This is a genomic window from Serratia sp. YC16, from assembly GCF_009707615.1.
In the GTDB taxonomy this organism is placed as follows: Bacteria; Pseudomonadota; Gammaproteobacteria; order Enterobacterales; family Enterobacteriaceae; genus Serratia; species Serratia surfactantfaciens.
Window position 1 is genome coordinate 1,209,320 of the sequence record NZ_WLYN01000001.1, and the last position, 15,848, is coordinate 1,225,167.

15 protein-coding genes are annotated in these 15,848 nt (G+C 58.5%); 11 read left to right on the forward strand and 4 right to left on the reverse strand.

Annotation, left to right across the window (positions count from 1 at the left end; genetic code table 11):
- Positions 1-632 precede the first annotated feature (632 nt).
- From GKN89_RS05695 to GKN89_RS05710, 4 genes are read left to right on the forward strand one after another with little or no spacing between them, the layout of a single operon-like run.
- A complete protein-coding gene (locus GKN89_RS05695) occupies positions 633-2,372 on the forward strand; it encodes a fatty acyl-AMP ligase (RefSeq protein WP_071892015.1) in 1,740 nt (579 codons plus the stop codon).
- Complete coding sequence (locus GKN89_RS05700; protein ID WP_154746514.1) at positions 2,369-3,283, forward strand: NAD(P)-dependent oxidoreductase; 915 nt, start codon at positions 2,369-2,371, stop codon at positions 3,281-3,283. The genes GKN89_RS05695 and GKN89_RS05700 overlap by 4 nt, the downstream gene beginning before the upstream one ends.
- A 31-nt stretch (positions 3,284-3,314) precedes the next feature.
- A complete protein-coding gene (locus GKN89_RS05705; protein ID WP_019453571.1) occupies positions 3,315-3,575 on the forward strand; it encodes an acyl carrier protein in 261 nt (86 codons plus the stop codon).
- Positions 3,562-4,734: an aminotransferase class I/II-fold pyridoxal phosphate-dependent enzyme gene (locus GKN89_RS05710; RefSeq protein WP_063919708.1), complete on the forward strand. Its 1,173-nt coding sequence runs from the start codon at positions 3,562-3,564 to the stop codon at positions 4,732-4,734. The genes GKN89_RS05705 and GKN89_RS05710 overlap by 14 nt, the downstream gene beginning before the upstream one ends.
- A 70-nt stretch (positions 4,735-4,804) precedes the next feature.
- Here GKN89_RS05710 and GKN89_RS05715 read toward each other — a convergent pair whose 3' ends face one another.
- The gene (locus tag GKN89_RS05715; RefSeq protein WP_063919709.1) at positions 4,805-5,536 is read right to left on the reverse strand and encodes a hypothetical protein; all 732 of its coding nucleotides are present in this window, start codon (positions 5,534-5,536) and stop codon (positions 4,805-4,807) included.
- Positions 5,537-5,904: 368 nt separating this feature from the next.
- Between GKN89_RS05715 and GKN89_RS05720 the strand changes: the two genes are divergently transcribed.
- From GKN89_RS05720 to lptG, 7 genes are all read left to right on the forward strand, one after another.
- The gene (locus tag GKN89_RS05720) at positions 5,905-6,630 is read left to right on the forward strand and encodes a hypothetical protein (RefSeq protein WP_074053685.1); all 726 of its coding nucleotides are present in this window, start codon (positions 5,905-5,907) and stop codon (positions 6,628-6,630) included.
- 30 nt (positions 6,631-6,660) lie between these two features.
- The gene (locus tag GKN89_RS05725; protein ID WP_074053684.1) at positions 6,661-7,455 is read left to right on the forward strand and encodes a hypothetical protein; all 795 of its coding nucleotides are present in this window, start codon (positions 6,661-6,663) and stop codon (positions 7,453-7,455) included.
- A gap of 72 nt (positions 7,456-7,527) precedes the next feature.
- Entirely contained in the window at positions 7,528-8,865 is a 1,338-nt protein-coding gene (locus GKN89_RS05730; RefSeq protein WP_019453576.1) for a lipopolysaccharide biosynthesis protein, read from the forward strand.
- Complete coding sequence (locus GKN89_RS05735; RefSeq protein ID WP_154746516.1) at positions 8,862-9,731, forward strand: hypothetical protein; 870 nt, start codon at positions 8,862-8,864, stop codon at positions 9,729-9,731. The genes GKN89_RS05730 and GKN89_RS05735 overlap by 4 nt, the downstream gene beginning before the upstream one ends.
- Before the next feature lie 20 nt (positions 9,732-9,751).
- Positions 9,752-10,318, forward strand: a complete 567-nt coding sequence (locus GKN89_RS05740) for a YtfJ family protein (RefSeq protein ID WP_154746517.1) — start codon at positions 9,752-9,754, stop codon at positions 10,316-10,318.
- Between the two features lie 28 nt (positions 10,319-10,346).
- The gene (lptF, locus tag GKN89_RS05745) at positions 10,347-11,417 is read left to right on the forward strand and encodes an LPS export ABC transporter permease LptF (protein WP_063919714.1); all 1,071 of its coding nucleotides are present in this window, start codon (positions 10,347-10,349) and stop codon (positions 11,415-11,417) included.
- Positions 11,414-12,493 carry an LPS export ABC transporter permease LptG gene (lptG, locus tag GKN89_RS05750; RefSeq protein ID WP_154746518.1) on the forward strand — a complete coding sequence of 360 codons (1,080 nt, stop codon included), beginning with the start codon at positions 11,414-11,416 and terminating at the stop codon, positions 12,491-12,493. Before lptF ends, lptG begins: the two co-directional genes overlap by 4 nt.
- A gap of 134 nt (positions 12,494-12,627) precedes the next feature.
- Here the strand turns inward: lptG and GKN89_RS05755 are convergent, their stop codons facing one another.
- The 3 genes from GKN89_RS05755 to GKN89_RS05765 form a co-directional block, all read right to left on the reverse strand.
- Positions 12,628-13,620 carry a hypothetical protein gene (locus GKN89_RS05755; protein ID WP_141967758.1) on the reverse strand — a complete coding sequence of 331 codons (993 nt, stop codon included), beginning with the start codon at positions 13,618-13,620 and terminating at the stop codon, positions 12,628-12,630.
- A gap of 407 nt (positions 13,621-14,027) precedes the next feature.
- Positions 14,028-14,234, reverse strand: coding sequence for a DUF6434 domain-containing protein (locus GKN89_RS24515; protein ID WP_154746672.1), 207 nt, complete (start codon positions 14,232-14,234; stop codon positions 14,028-14,030).
- Positions 14,235-14,444: 210 nt separating this feature from the next.
- Positions 14,445-15,752 (reverse strand): serine hydrolase, encoded by a 1,308-nt coding sequence (locus GKN89_RS05765; protein ID WP_154746519.1) that lies wholly within the window; start codon positions 15,750-15,752, stop codon positions 14,445-14,447.
- Positions 15,753-15,848: the final 96 nt, after the last annotated feature.

Sequence of the window (15,848 nt, forward strand, 5' to 3'; positions counted from 1 at the left end):
TAAGAAAAACCGAATATTACCCCCGGTGAATCAGCGCATTAATTGCCCGTTACTCACCCGTAAACACTGTTGATGGTGCAAAAAAAGGAAAGCCCAAAGCGGCGTAGGCATGCTACGCTATTGGTGCTCTTTTATTATTTAGTGCTGTCTCGGCAAAAGAATCCTGCCCGTTTTTAGTGTGCCGACTTTAATCATGAGGGGCACCGTCATTTTTACCACTTAATGCTGTTTTTAAGATTCAGGTTAAATCAGGCATTCACTTTTTGATTTCTTGCGGCATACTGTTTAGGAAGTGTTTAAGTTCTAAGATAGCCATGCATGAGGTCATAACCTATGAGGCGACAGTTATTCCCTGCCCGACAGACACAAACTAAAGAACGGCAAAGCCAGGATATCACAATATCTCCCCGTATATCCCCAACGCGCCGCTCAAGGCTGATGACGCAAGTTGCTCACGGGTTACCGGGTTAATAACTGACGCGCTACTCAAGCTCGGCAATATACGCTGTTCGCGGAATGAAGATGGTTGAATAACAAACTTATTCAAATCCTATTCATAGTAAAATATCAATTACCTCGCCAAGAGTGATGTATTTCTTTTGGTGATTTTTAATCTATGGCTAAGTTTGTCTATGTCTGAAACAAGTTCTGTTCATTCTCTTCCTATGCGCTATGCGGACTTCCCCACTTTAGTGGACGCGTTGGATTACGCGGCGCTCGGTAATACGGGAATGAATTTTTACGACCGTCGCAATCAACTCGTGACCGTTCTCGAATATCGCACGCTGCAGCAAAAAGCGATCTCGGGCGCGCGGCGTTTATTGTCGCTGAAACTCAAGAAAGGCGATCGCGTGGCGCTTATCGCCGAAACCAGCGCGGGATTCGTCGAAGCCTTTTTCGCCTGCCAATATGCCGGCCTGGTGGCGGTGCCGCTGGCGATCCCCATGGGTGTCGGCCAGCGTGATTCCTACACCGCCAAACTGAAAGGGCTGATCGCCAGCTGTAATCCTGCGGCGATCATCAGCAGCGAAGAGTGGACGCCGCTGATCGCCTCCGCCACGGAACGCGCGCCGTCGCTGCACATTCTCAGCGACGCGGACTTCAACGCGCTGCCAGAGCCGGCGATCGCGCTGCCGGCACCCTCGCCCGACGATATCGCCTATCTCCAATACACCTCGGGCAGCACGCGTTTTCCGCGCGGCGTGATCATCACCCAGCGGGCGGCGATGGCGAACCTGAACGCGATCAGCCGCGACGGCATCAAGCTGCGCGCCGGCGACCGCTGCGTCTCCTGGCTGCCCTTCTATCACGATATGGGCCTGGTCGGTTTCCTGCTGACCCCGGTAGCGACCCAGCTGTCCGTCGACTACCTGCGCACGCAAGATTTCGCCATGCGCCCGATGCAGTGGCTGAAACTGATCGCCAAGAACCGCGGCACGGTGTCCGTCGCCCCGCCGTTCGGCTACGATCTGTGCCTGCGCCGCAGCAACGCCAAAGAGCTGGCCGATCTGGATCTCTCCAGCTGGCGGGTCGCCGGCGTCGGCGCCGAACCTATTCCGGCCGAGCTGCTCAGCCAATTTGGCGAACACTTCAGCAGCATCAACTTCGACAGCAAAGCCTTCATGCCTTGTTACGGCCTGGCGGAGAACACGCTGGCGGTCAGCTTTTCCGATCCTTGCTCCGGCCCGCAAACCAACGCGGTCGACCGCGATATTTTGGAGTACCAGGGTAAAGCGGTCGCGCCCGGCAAGAAGACCCGCGCCGTTTCGACCTTCGTCAACTGCGGCCGGGCGCTGCCCGGGCATCGCATCGAGATCCGCAGCGAAACCGGGCAACCGCTGCCGGAACGCCAGGTCGGCCATATCACGATTTCCGGTCCCAGCCTGATGAACGGTTACTTCTGCGACGATGAGTCCCAGCAGCAAATTCAGGTGACCGGTTGGATGGATACCGGCGATCTGGGCTACCTGCTGGACGGCTATCTGTACGTCACCGGCCGCAAGAAGGATTTGATCATCATTCGCGGCCGCAATATCTGGCCGCAGGATATCGAGTACGTCGCGGAATCCGAACCGGAAATCCGCTCCGGCGATGCGATTGCCTTCGTGACCGAAGAACACGACGAAGCGGCCAGAATTATTTTGCAGATCCAGTGCCGGGTCAGCTCGGAAGAACGTCGGGAACAAATCGTCCATTCGCTGAGCGCGCGCATTCAAAGCGAATTCGGCATCGCGGTGGACATTGAGCTGCTGCCGCCGCACAGCATTCCCCGCACGTCGTCGGGCAAACCCGCCCGCGCCGAAGCCAAAAAACGCTGGCTGAGCGCCTCGCTCTATCCGCAACTGCCGCAGTTGGCCGGTTTCGCGCAATGAGCGGCACCGTCGCGGTGACGGGCGCGACCGGCTTTATCGGCCGGCATATCGTCCAGGAACTGCTGGCGCAAGGGTTTAGCGTGCGCGCCCTGACGCGGCAAGCCGGAAAAGCCACCACCGACAACCTGCAGTGGATCCCCGGCGCGCTGGAAGATCGGCCCTCGCTCACCGAACTGGTGCGCGGTGCGGAGTGCGTGGTGCACTGCGCCGGCCAGGTGCGTGGGCATGCGGAAGCGGTGTTCACCCGCTGCAACGTGACCGGCAGCCTGAACCTGATGCAGGCGGCCAGGCAGAACGGCCGCTGCAATCGCTTCCTGTTCATGTCGTCGCTGGCGGCCCGCCATCCGGCGCTGTCCTGGTACGCCCATTCAAAACAGGCCGCCGAACAGCAACTCATCGCCGCCAGCGGCGATATCGCGCTGGGAATTTTCCGCCCGACGGCGGTTTACGGCCCGGGCGATAAAGAGCTGAAACCGCTGTTCAACGGCCTGCTGCGCGGCGTGCTGCCCCGGCTGGGCGCGCCTGACGCCAAACTCTCTTTTCTGCACGTGAGCGATTTGGCGCAGGCGGTCGCCCAATGGTTATTGGCGCAGCCCGCGCAGCCGAATATTTACGAACTGTGCGACGGCGTGGCCGAAGGCTATAACTGGCTGCGCCTGCGGGACATCGGCGCTGCGGTGCGCCAGGGCCCGGTGCGCCTGGTGGGCATTCCGCTGCCGCTGCTGAAAACCATGGCGGATATCGGCGGATTGTGGAACCGCCTGATTAAACGGGAGCCGATGCTGACGCGCAGCAAAATACGCGAATTAACCCATCGCGACTGGTCCGCCAGCAATCATGCGCTGTCGCAGCAGATTAATTGGTTTCCACAGGTGAGTTTGGAGCGCGCGCTGCGTGAAGGGCTGTTTTAATTATTCCAATTAGAGGTGTGTCAACGTTCTTATGCTAAATCGCGATGCTGTAATGGATTATATCCTGACGTGTTTGCAAGGTATCGTCGAAGGCGGAGTCGAAATAAAGCCTGATAGCGATCTCGTCAATGATCTTGGCCTGGAATCCATCAGGGTATTGGATCTGCTGATGATGCTGGAAGATGAATTAGATATCTCCATCCCGATCAATATATTGCTTGATGTCAGAACGCCAGAGCAACTGCTTGACGCGCTGCGCCCTTATCTGGAGAAAAGCCATGGGACTGTATGATAAATTTTCGCGGCTCGCGGGCGAGCGTGAACAATTTCAAACGTCCGGCCTGAACCCGTTCGGCACCTGCATCGACGAAGTCTATTCCGCCACCCAGGGGCGCATCGGCGATCAAAAGATTGTCCTCGCCGGCACCAATAACTACCTCGGCCTGACGTTCGACGCGCAGGCGATCGCCGCCGGCCAGGCGGCCCTGGCCGCGCTCGGCACCGGCACTACCGGCTCGCGCATGGCGAACGGCAGCTACGGATCGCACCTGACGCTGGAGCGGGAATTGGCGGAATTCTTCGATCGCCCCAGCGCCATCGTGTTCTCCACCGGCTATACCGCCAACCTCGGCGTCATCAGCACGCTGGCGGGGCCGGGATCCGTGGTGTTGATCGATGCGGACAGCCACGCGAGCATTTACGACGCCTGCGCCCTTGGCGGCGCGGAGATCATTCGCTTCCGCCACAATGACGCCGCCGATCTGGAGCGCCGCATGCTGCGCCTGGGCGAGCGCGCCCGCGAGGCGATCATCATCGTCGAAGGCATTTACAGCATGCTGGGCGACGTCGCCCCGCTGGTGGAAATCGTCGATATCAAGCGGCGGCTGGGCGGCTATCTGCTGGTGGACGAAGCGCACTCCTTCGGCGTGATGGGCGAGCATGGCCGCGGCCTGGCCGAGGCGCTGGGCGTCGAGCAAGACGTGGATATCATCCTGGGCACCTTCAGCAAAAGCCTGGCTTCGATCGGCGGTTTCGCCGTCGGCGGCAAGGGGATGGACGTGCTGCGCTACAGCAGCCGGCCGTATATCTTTACCGCGTCGCCGTCGCCTTCCAGCATCGCCTCGGTGCGCACGGCGCTGCAAAAAATCGCGCGCCATCCCGAGCTGCGGGAAAAACTGTGGAGCAACGCGCACCGCCTGTACCACGGCCTCGCCGAACTGGGGTATACCCTGGGGCCGCGCATCAGCCCGGTGGTGCCGGTGATGATCGGGTCGAAGGAAGACGGGCTGCGTTTCTGGCGCGAGCTGATCGCCCACGGCGTGTATGTGAATCTGGTGCTGCCGCCGGCCGCGCCGGCGGGCGTCACCCTGCTGCGCTGCAGCGTCAATGCCGCGCACAGCGATGAAGAGATCGACGCCATCGTGCGCGCCTTTGCCGCGCTGAAAAAATAAAGCCTTTCCCTGTCGGCCGCGGCGGCGGTGCCGGAAACGTCATCGCCGCCCTGCCGAACCGATGCGCACCTCAGTGCGCAGCCGTTGACACTCCATCAGCCGAATAGCGATATCCCTGCGCCACCATAAATTCCGCGATGGCCTGTTCCGCCGCCGAAAGCACCTCTTCGATCGGCCGATCGGCGTCGAGATCCACGATATCGGCGCCTTCGAACGTCAATAACGGCGTGACGGCGATCTTCTTCTCCAGCGCCGCTTTGCGATGATCGGGCTTGCGCGCGCAGGCCACGTCCAGACTGACATTCAGCTTGAGGACCAGATCCGGTTTTTGCCCCGCCATCCATTGGAACGCCGCCCGCTCGCGCGCCGCCAGCCAACGGACAAAACGGCTGCCTTCCACATCGACGGGAAATACCGTGCCGTCATACGCGCCGGGGATCTGCGCCTGTGGAAAACGGTCGGTCAACACGATGAATCCCTGCCGGCGAAACGCCAGCATGCGGCGAAACCGCAGCAGCCGCCGCCCCACGAAAGCGATGATCACCGCAGACGGCAACAGACCGATGCGGGATTTCTTCGTTTTGACTTTTTTGGTATTGCTCTCGATAGCCTTGCCCACCGAGCGCCCCAGCAGCGGCAATTTCGCCGCCGCGCGCCCGACGTTGCCCGCCTGTTTGCCCAGATGCACCTGCACCGCCGGACCATAATGTTTCACATACTCGATCAAATGTTCGCAAACGGTGGACTTACCCGAACCGTCGCTGCCAATAACCGCAATCAACGGCGGAAATTTTACACTCATAATCAAACTCTCTTTCAATACGCCGGAAACGGCGCGCCTTATTTGAAGCGAAATATCACTCAAGGCCGTGGCGGCAGCGCGCAAGAAACCTTCTTCACGCGGCGCCAAACAGCACAAAAGATTAAGCGAAAATAAAAAACCTCTGCTCGTTTTCCGCCATGGGTCAGGCCGGAAGTTAACATAAAAAGCGAAACCGACCCACGCACGGATAATTAGCACAAAATAACAAGAACGAACGCCACAAATATCAATTCAAATAACGAACCAAAATACAGATATCATTATTTTATCGCAGCAAAGCACAATAAATATCTTGAACCCAAGGCGTATTGGAATACAATAGTTTTTTTCGCATTGGATCAATTATTGTGAGTCAGCAGATAAGACCTTCATCTGATCGCTCGCCCGTGCGCGTAATAGCGATAACCGGCTGTGACGGCTCGGGAAAATCCACGTTAGCCGCCCGTTTGGTCGGCGCCTTATCGGCTCAGGAGCCGGCAGAACTGCTGTATCTCGGCCAGTCTTCCGGGCGCATCGGCGAATGGATAAGTTCGCTGCCGATTATTGGCGCGCCCTTCGGCCGTTATTTGCTGAAGAAATCGCAGCGCGTGCACGATCGCCCTTCTACGCCGCCGGATAATGCCACGGCACTGGTTATTTTTTTACTTTCCTATTGGCGCGTTTATAAATTTCGCCGCATGTTGGCGAAAAGTCGCCGGGGCGCATTGCTGATTACCGATCGTTATCCGCAGGCGGAAGTGGCGGGTTTTCGTTTCGATGGCCCGCAACTGGCGAAAACCGCCGGCGGCAACCGCTGGATCCGCTGGCTGAGAACACGCGAGCAAAACCTGTACCAATGGATGGCGTCTTATCGGCCGTTATTATTAATTCGGCTGGATATTGACGAGCAAACGGCCTATTCACGCAAACCCGATCACTCGCTGGCGGCGTTGCGTGAAAAGATCGCCGTTATCCCGCACCTGACGTTTAACGGCGCCAACATACTGGATTTAGACGGCCGCGAGCCGGCCAACCGTATTTTCGATGAGTCGCTGCGCGCCGCTCAAATATCGCTGAGGGCCGCCAATGCCTAGCCGCCAAATAACCTTTTCGTACCGAAACAGATGAATAAAAATAAACTTACCGCCGAGCCGCACGCCTCCGCCACCTGCATTACCGGGCTGATTGCCGTAGTGGGCAGCGACGGTACCGGCAAGTCCACGCTGACCGCCGATCTGGTGAAAAACCTGCAGCGGCATCGCCCCACGGAACGGCGCTACTTGGGGCTGATCTCCGGCGAAGACGGCGACAAAATCAAGAAATTGCCGTTCATCGGCGTATGGCTGGAACGGCGCCTGGCGGCCAAATCCGATAAAACTCAGCGCATGAGCAACAAGCCGCCGGCGCTGTGGGCGGCGCTGATCATGTACGGCTTTTCGCTGTGGCGCGCCGCCAACCTGCGCAAGGTGCGGCGGCTGGCGCAGAGCGGCGTGCTGGTGATCAGCGATCGCTATCCGCAGGCGGAAATATCGGGTTTTTACTACGATGGTCCCGGTATCGGCGTGGAACGCGCAAAAGGCGGTTTATTGAGCCGCCTGGCGGCGCGCGAACGCCGTTTGTATCAGCAGATGGCCGTCTATCGGCCGGAGCTGATCATTCGCCTGGATATCGATGTCGATACGGCATTTTCCCGCAAGCCCGATCACAGCTATGACGAGCTGAAAGACAAGATTTCCGCCATGGTGCGCCTGCAATATAACGGCGCGCGCATCATCGAGCTGGACGCCCGAGCCCCTTACGACGAGGTATTGAGCAACGCGCTCAACGCCATTTCCGCCGTGGTGAACGCCGCGCAGCGCCCACAGAGCGACATAGGGCAATCCGGCGAGAGCGCCGGCAAAGAAACTCAGGTTTATTAAACGCATACAGGGCAAGCGCATGACTGCGGGACACAAGATGCAGAAAAATAACGATAACGGTTGGTTTGAGTCATGAAACGGTGGTTTTCCGATGGCGCGTTTCGCTCCATTTTACGTAACGCCGCCTATTTAGGTTCCGGCAGCGTGGCCAGCGCGCTGCTCGGCCTGCTGGCGCTCTCCTGCGCCGGTAAAGGCATGTCGCCTGAAATGTTCGGCGTGCTGGTGGTGATTCAGGCCTATACCAAAGCGGTCAGCGATTTCATCAAATTCCAGACCTGGCAGTTTGTGGTGCAATTCGGCACCCCGGCGCTGGAGCATCAAAATACCGGCCGCTTTCGCGACGTCGTCGCCTTCTCCTTCGGGCTGGATATCGCCAGCGGCGTCATCGCCGTGCTGGGCGGCATGGTCATGCTGCCGTTCCTGTCTCACGCCCTGGGGCTGGACAGCGAGAGCTTCTGGCTCGCCATGCTGTATTGCACGCTGATCCCGTCGATGACCTCATCCACGCCGACCGGCGTGCTGCGCGCCTTCAACCGCTTCGACCTCATCGCCATCCAGCAGGCGATCAAGCCGTTCCTGCAGGCGGTGGGCAGCGTCATCTCCTACTATTTCGATCTGGGGTTCCCGGGCTTTATCGTCACCTGGTACGCCTCTAACCTGATCGGCGGCACGCTGTTTTGGTGGTTCACCGCGCGCGAACTGCGCCGCCGCGATATCCACGGCGCGCTGCGGCCGCGGCTGTTCGACGTCGCGCGCCGCATCGAGGGCGCCTGGAACTTCGTCTGGACCACCAACATCGCCCATACCATCTGGGCTGCGCGCAACTCCTGTACCACGGTGCTGGTGGGCGTGGTGCTCGGGCCGGCCGCCGCCGGGCTGTTCAAGATCGCCATGACCTTCTTCGATGCGACGGGTACCCCGGCCAAGCTGCTGGAGAAAAGCTTCTATCCGGAGATCATGCGCCTGGATCCGCGCACCAAGACCCCGTGGCTGCTGGGCCTGCGGTCCTCGCTGCTGGCCGGCGGCATCGGCCTGGCCGTGGCGGTGTTGATGCTGCTGGTGGGCAAGCCGCTTATCTCCACGGTGTTCGGGCAACAATACCTGGAAGCCTATGACCTGATTCAAATCATGCTGGGCGCGATCATCGTCTCTATGATGGGCTTCCCGCAGGAATCCTTACTGTTTATGGCGGGCAAGCAGCGCGCCTTCCTGATCGCGCAGGCGACGGCCTCGGCGGCCTACATTGCGCTGCTGGTGTCGATGGCGTACGCCTTCGGCGTGCAGGGCGCCGCCTTCGCTTATTTACTTGGGCAATGTTTAGACGTTCTGTTATCCCTGATACCGACGATCGGCGCCTACCGCAATCGCTTTATGTTGGGGCTGAATGTGCCCAAAGAGAGTAATCAATGACCGCTAACACGAATTGGAAGAAGTTCTCCGCCGAAACGACCCAGGCGCTGTTTGTCGCGGTGGAAGAGGACGATCTGGTCGAGGCGAATATCAGCCTGCCGCAGCAGATTGATTTGCACTGTTCCCCCGAGAGCATCCGGGACAACTACGCGCTGTGCCTGCAGTTTTGGGAAGACGGTTTTTCCCGCCGCGAGCTGCTGCAGCTGGTGAACGGTTTCCTGCAAAACCCGCAATTGGCGGCGGCCACCCGCATGCGCTACAAATATATTCGCGCCCGCTATAAGCACCTGCGCTTCGCCCAGCAGCTGTACGGCGCCTCCCACCGCGCCAACCGCCTGTTCCACACCACCACCGTGGTGCTCGGCCATTTTCAGGACGCATTTCGCAACGGCAACCAGAAGAACCTGACGCTGTACGGCAACCTGCTGCGGCTGCTGCTCAGCAAGCCGGTGTGGTCTTACGTGCGCTATGCGCTGCGCCACACCCGGCTGGAAAGCCCGCAAGGCTTTATCACCTACCGCCAGGAACAGATGCGCTCCCTGCAAACGCTGATCGCCAGCCCGGCGCTGACCGGGCATCAGTTCCACGACGTGCGCAAAATCGTCAGCCGGCAGGTGTCGTTTTACGACACGCTGAGATCGATCGATCCCGACAACCGCGAAGCCCGGCAGATCTCGCGCTTCCTGGCGGCGATTAACGGCCTGATGGGCGACCGGCACGACGTGATGGTGGCGGACAAGCTGGCCGGCGGCGATATCTATGACCGGCCGGCGACGCTGGACATCGACATCCGCCAGCGCCTGGAGCTACTGCTGGCGCGCTTTCCGCTGTCGTTTTCCCAGCCGGCCATCGCGGCGGGCAGATAAGCGCGTTGCTCAGAGCCATGATGACGCTACGCCGCTTGCTGCCCCTCGCCCTGCTGCTGACGCCGCTGGCGGCGCCTGCGCATAACTTCGTGCATGGCAAGCCGGTGGCGCCGATCGCCATTGCCGATCGCGGCGAGCTGCTGCTGCGCGACGGCGATTTCCACTACCGGCCGTGGAACAGCGCCAAACTGGCGGGCAAGGTGCGGGTGATCCAGTACATCGCCGGGCGCACCTCGGCCAAAAAGAAGAACTCGCTGCTGATCAACGCCGTCAAGGAGGCGAACCTGCCGGGCGATCGCTTCCAACCCACCACCATCGTCAACACCGACGACGCGATACCGGGCTCCGGCTTCTTCGTGCGCGGCAAGATAGAGAAAAACAAGCGGCATTACCCCTGGGCGCAGTTCATCGTCGACAGCGACGGGCTGGGGCGCATGGCCTGGCGGCTGCCGGAGGAGAGCTCCACCATCGTGGTGCTGGACAAGGCCGGGCGCGTGCAGTGGGCGAAGGACGGCGCACTCACGCCGCAGGAAGTTGATCAGGTGATCGCCCTGCTGCGCGCCCTGATCGACCGAGAGACGCCATGACGCGCACGCCGCCGGGAGCCGATAACGCATGTCTTTGATTGAACGCTATATCACGGTTGAGATCCGCCGCCTGGTAATGATGATCGCCGGGTTTCTGATCTTCATGTTCGCCAGCTACTCCGCCCAGCGCTACCTGACCGACGCCGCCAACGGCACGCTGGCGCTGCGGGTGGTGGCCGACGTGGTTTTCTATAAATCGCTGATCGCGCTGGAGATGATATTGCCCGTCGCGCTGTATGTCTCGGTGGCGGTGGCGCTGAGCCAGATGTACAGCGATGCGGAGATCACCGCCATGCTGGCCGCCGGCGCCAGCCCGCTGCGGCTGTACAAGGCGGTGCTGATACTGGCCGTGCCGCTGGCGATAGCGGTCACGCTGCTTTCGCTGTATGGCAGACCCTGGGCGTACGCCAATATTTATCAGTTGCAGCAACAGTCGCAATCGGTGCTGGACGTGAGCCACCTGCAGGCCGACAAATTCAACGTCAGCGGCAACGGCCGCATGATCCTCGCCAATCACGTCGATAAAACGGCCAACCATCTGACCGACGCCCTGATTTACGTGCGCGGCGCCCATCACACCAACCTGTACCGCGCACAGTCGGTGGAGGTGCTCGACGCCTCCCCCGCCAGCCCCGCCGTGCGGCTGAAAACCGGCACCGCCTACGCGCTGGATCGCCAGGGCACCGACGACAACGGGCAGAACTACGACAACTTCGACATCGCGCTCAAACCGTTCGTGCCCAGCGCCGAGTCTCGGCATAAATCGGCCTCGCCGGCGGAACTGGCACGCTCCGCCGATCCGGGTGACGCCGCCGAACTGCAATGGCGCGAAAGCCGCGGGCTGACCACCGTGCTGATGGTGCTGCTGGCGATCCCCTTTAGCCGCATCAAGCCGCGGCAGGGGCGCTACGCCGCGCTGCTGCCCCTGACGATTCTGTTTACCGTGATTTTCTATGGCGGCAACATTTGCCGCACGCTGGTGGCCAACGGTTCTCTGCCGACGATCCCCGGCGTCTGGCTGGTGCCGATAGCGATGGCTGTCGGCATTGCCCTGCTGCTGGCGCGCGACCTATCCCTGCTGCGGAAAACTGCCCGATGACCATTTTTAGCCGCTACCTGATCCGCAACGTGTTCATCGGCTTCGCCGCCGCGGCCGGGCTGCTGATCCCGCTGTTCACCACCTTCACGCTGATCAACGAGCTGGAGGACGTGACCCCGGGCGGCTACCGCTGGCAGCAGGCGCTGCTGGTGACCGTGATGACCCTGCCGCGCAGCCTGGTCGATCTGGGGCCGTTTATCGCGCTGCTCGGCGGCATCGTTGGGCTGGGCCAACTGTCTAAAACCCTGGAGCTGACGGCGATCCGCTCCGCCGGGATGTCGATATTCCGCATTGCGCTGGTGATGCTCGCCGCCGGGCTGCTGATGAACCTCTCGCTCGGTGCCCTCGATGAGTGGGCGGCCTCGCCGCTGCAGCAGCGCGCGCTGCAGATGAAGAACAACGCGCTGGCGCAGTCGAACGCTAACGACGTGACCGTGAACCCGCTATGGGCGCGGCGCGGCAACGAATTTGTGACGGTAAAAACCGTCGATGAGAACGACCAGCCCCACGGCATTGAGATCTTCCGTTATAAGGCCAACCGCGCTCTGGAATCTTACATATACGCCGAAAGCGCCAGCACCTCTGCCGACGGCAGCTGGCTGCTGCACAATGTGATGCAGAAAAGCTGGCAAGACAGAAAGGAGACGATTGAGCGGCAAAGCAGCTTGCCGTGGCGATCGCTGTTCGCCGTGCCGAGCCTGAAAGAGCTGACCCTGCCGGCGGGCAGTTTCTCGCTGCAGCAGTTGGATCGCTATATCGATTACCTGCAGGGCTCGGGGCAGCCCAGCACCGAATACCGCCTGGCGCTGTGGAAAAAACTCGGCCAGCCCCTGCTGGTGCTGGCGATGATTCTGCTGGCCATCCCGTTTACCTTTACCGCCCCGCGCGCCCCCGGCATGGGCAGCCGGTTAGCGCTCGGCGTGATCGTCGGGCTGTTGACCTACATCGCTTACCAGATTGTCCTCAACCTGGGGTTGCTGTTCGCCCTCAATGCGCCGTTCACCGCCCTCGCCCCGCCGCTTTTGATCCTGGCGTTGGCGTTGGCGCTGGTTTATCGGTTTGATCGGCGGGGTTAGGGAAAGCGCTGATGCAGAGGCGTGCCTGGCATGCTTGCGGACAACGGAGAGAGTATCAAGCGGAACAATGCCATCACATACAGGGGCAAGGTTCCGCTTTGCGTGCTGAGACTCATCTGATTGGCCGCCTGGCATCAATCTTGCTGGTGCATCTCAATGTTATAGCCAAGGCTGGCAAACTTATTTATCAGCTTTTGAATAGAGCCAATACTCCATTGATTAGTCACTAGTACTATCTCACCGGAGGCAAGCTCAATGGTTTCATCATGAAATCGCTTACGCCGTGACGCAATCACATCCTGTTCAGCTTTAATAAGGCTGCGATGGATATCATCGCCAAACACGGACGCTATCGCCTGCATACCATACGGATTAGTATCCATAATCCATTCGTTCATCAGCTCATAGGCCAGATTTCTTTTATTATAAACCACACCCTTATAGATAAATTTCGAGTAATCTCTCTCTCCTTTTTCTTTGGCATCCCTGGCCTCCGTTTCTTTTCGTTTCTGTCTAACCAAGAAATCTTTTGCTTCGGGCAGTGGTATTATCTGTTCAAAATTGACCAATATCTTATCAAGGTGTAGATAAGGGCTTAACTTGAAACAGCTGACATTTAACCCGTTGTTGTTCAGCCAAAGTACCGTATTAGTCACTTCCGTAGAGAAATCAGCCGAGATCAGAACGATCCTTACCTGAGTATTGAAGTCAGCAATCTCACTTTCGTCTCGCTCACAAAACTTGAGTATCTCCTGCTCTGCGTTCTTAGCAACACCTTCTTTATCAAGATGTTTTTGGTAGCACTCCGCAGCATCATTAAACGTCATTTGTGAAACCATGGCGGCATACCTTACCGCCTGAAGCTCCATATGCGCACCTTGTTCATCCCGCTTCAGCTCAACGACAACCAGATTAAATGCCTTGTCGATACAGAGTAAATCAATTCTACGTTGACTATTTTCCCAATTGTTAAACTCTTCCTGGATTACCAGGCAATCGGGCAAAAAATCGCTCATATTCTTGGCTATTGCTGACTGAATATCCCTGCGTTCAAGGATCGATTCGCGCATAAATGTGGTTTTAGCAACCTTTTTGAATTCTTGATCTTCCAAAGTGAATAAACCCATGACTCCCTCATTATTAAATCTTAAATAGTTTAAGTTTGAAAACAATATTTCATGAATTTAATCTATCACGACGGAAGGGATTTTTCTCTTGGAAAAACAGTTGGTAGGCCTTCTGATATTAATGCAAACATGAGAAAGTTGATTATTGTTTAAATAATCAACATCAGCTCATGCGACCGCCGCTGGTCAATATCTGGTTCTGAATTAATGGCCAAGTACTTACTTCTTCCGCCCTCTGGATTTTATCGCTATGCCTCATTCCAATAAGGCGCCCTGAAATTTCACACCTTGCCGGACTTTATGACAGAGAACCATTTGAAGACTTGAGCAAAATGAATGGCCGTTCTGGTACCCAACAATAAGGCGCTGCCCGTACCGCCCCCTAACCGGCTAGGGTTTATGAACGACTATGAGTGCCTGCGCCGCCACTCATCGGCGACATCACCTAACGTCTTTGGCATGTCATTGCGTATCCATGCCATAAACTCACGATCGAAGCGAAAATCTTCTCCGCACGCCTCAATCATGAAACGACGAACGTTTTGCGTATTTTTGTAGCTTTTGTCCACGATCGTGGCGCGTGTTAGCAATGCGCTATGCCAATCGATTTTCAATTTACCCACTCCTGTGAAGAGCCGTTCGATAAAGAGCTTCAGCCTGGCCTGACCTATCGCACTTTTGTCACGCCCGTTTCGGCACAAAGTGGATGTGGTGAAAAGCATAGCCCAGATCGCCATTTCCGCGCTGTTATATGTGTGAGCGCATTTTTGCCATCGCCTTCAAACAGGGGCGGAGTGGCAACCGCCCCTGTTCGCGCCGTGGGATTAACGCAGTTCCTTGGCTATCGCACTAAACATCAGCGATGCCTCCAGCGGTTGCGCGCTGAAGGACGGCTCCGCCTGCGGCCAGGTAGACCACTGGACGATCACCAGATTCTCCGCCTGATTGACCATAATCATCTGGCCGAAGATACCCAGCGCCCACAGGGAATGCTTGAGGGACGCCTGCGGAGCGGGTTCTACATTAGTCGCATTCACCGGCACTTCGTTGTTCCACCATTGGAAGCCGTAAATACCGTCAGGATGCGCCGCCGATACCGAGCCCGCCGCCCGCGTCCAGTCGGACGACTGGGCTACCCAATCTTCCGGCAAGATCTGTTTGCCGTTCGGCAACCTCCCGTTATGCAGAATGAATTCGCCGAAGCGCCCCCAGTCTTCCAGCGTGGCGTTGAACCCGTGCGCGCCCACGTCGTGCTGGCCTTTGGCGTAGGCATGCCACACGCCGTCGCTCGCCATGCCGTACGGCTGCCAGATACTTTGCTCCAGATAGGCCGCCAGCGGCATGCCGGTGGCGCGCTCCAGCACATCGCCCAGCAGCCAAGCGCCGCCGGAGGAGTAAGACCAGTTCTGCCCGGCCGGATGCGCACGCTGCAGACCGGCCACCAGCTTGCGCACGCAGGCGTAGGTGCCGGGCTTGGCTTCACACTCGGTCAGCTGCGCGAAGTCCGATTTCGGGTTGGTGTAATCCTCATTCCACGCCACGCCGGAGGTGTGGGTAATCAGCTGCCTGAGGGTTACGCCGTCCCACGCGGTGCCTTTCAGATCGGGTTCGTATTGCGTGATGAGATCGTCGAGCGAGCGGATCTTGCCCTGTTTAATCGCCACGCCCACCAGCGTGGCGACCACGGATTTGCCCACCGAGCGCGACGTCCACAGCGTGGCGTCGGTATTGCCCTGCCCCAGATATTTCCAGGCGATTTTGCCGTCTTTCAATACCAGCATGCCGCTGACGTTCTGGCGCTGCAAATAATCCTGCAGGTGGTAGGTTTTGCCAGTCACCCGATAGCTGGCGTCCGTTAACGGTTTATCGGCAGCCGGCAGCGGCTTGGCATTACCGTGGTGAAACACATCCCCGGCATAGTTGCGGTAGTCGTTACGAAAACCGATCACCCGGTCGCTCTGGCTCCAGGTGAGCATCTTGTGCGTGTCCGGCAATTGCGCATCGAAAGGCGCGGGACAGGCGCTGAGTTCAGTGCCCGCGCAGGCGGCCAGCGCGGCAGGCGCCAGCAGGCCGCTGCAGAGACTGATGACAACGCCCGCCAACAGGCTGCGGTTAAACACTTTGCTTTTCATATTTTTTCTCGCTTAGCTCAGGAAGGCGTTCAGCTTAAAAAAACGCGGCCTATAATAAAAAACGCCTGATGGGGGAAAATCCCCCGCAAAATCGAC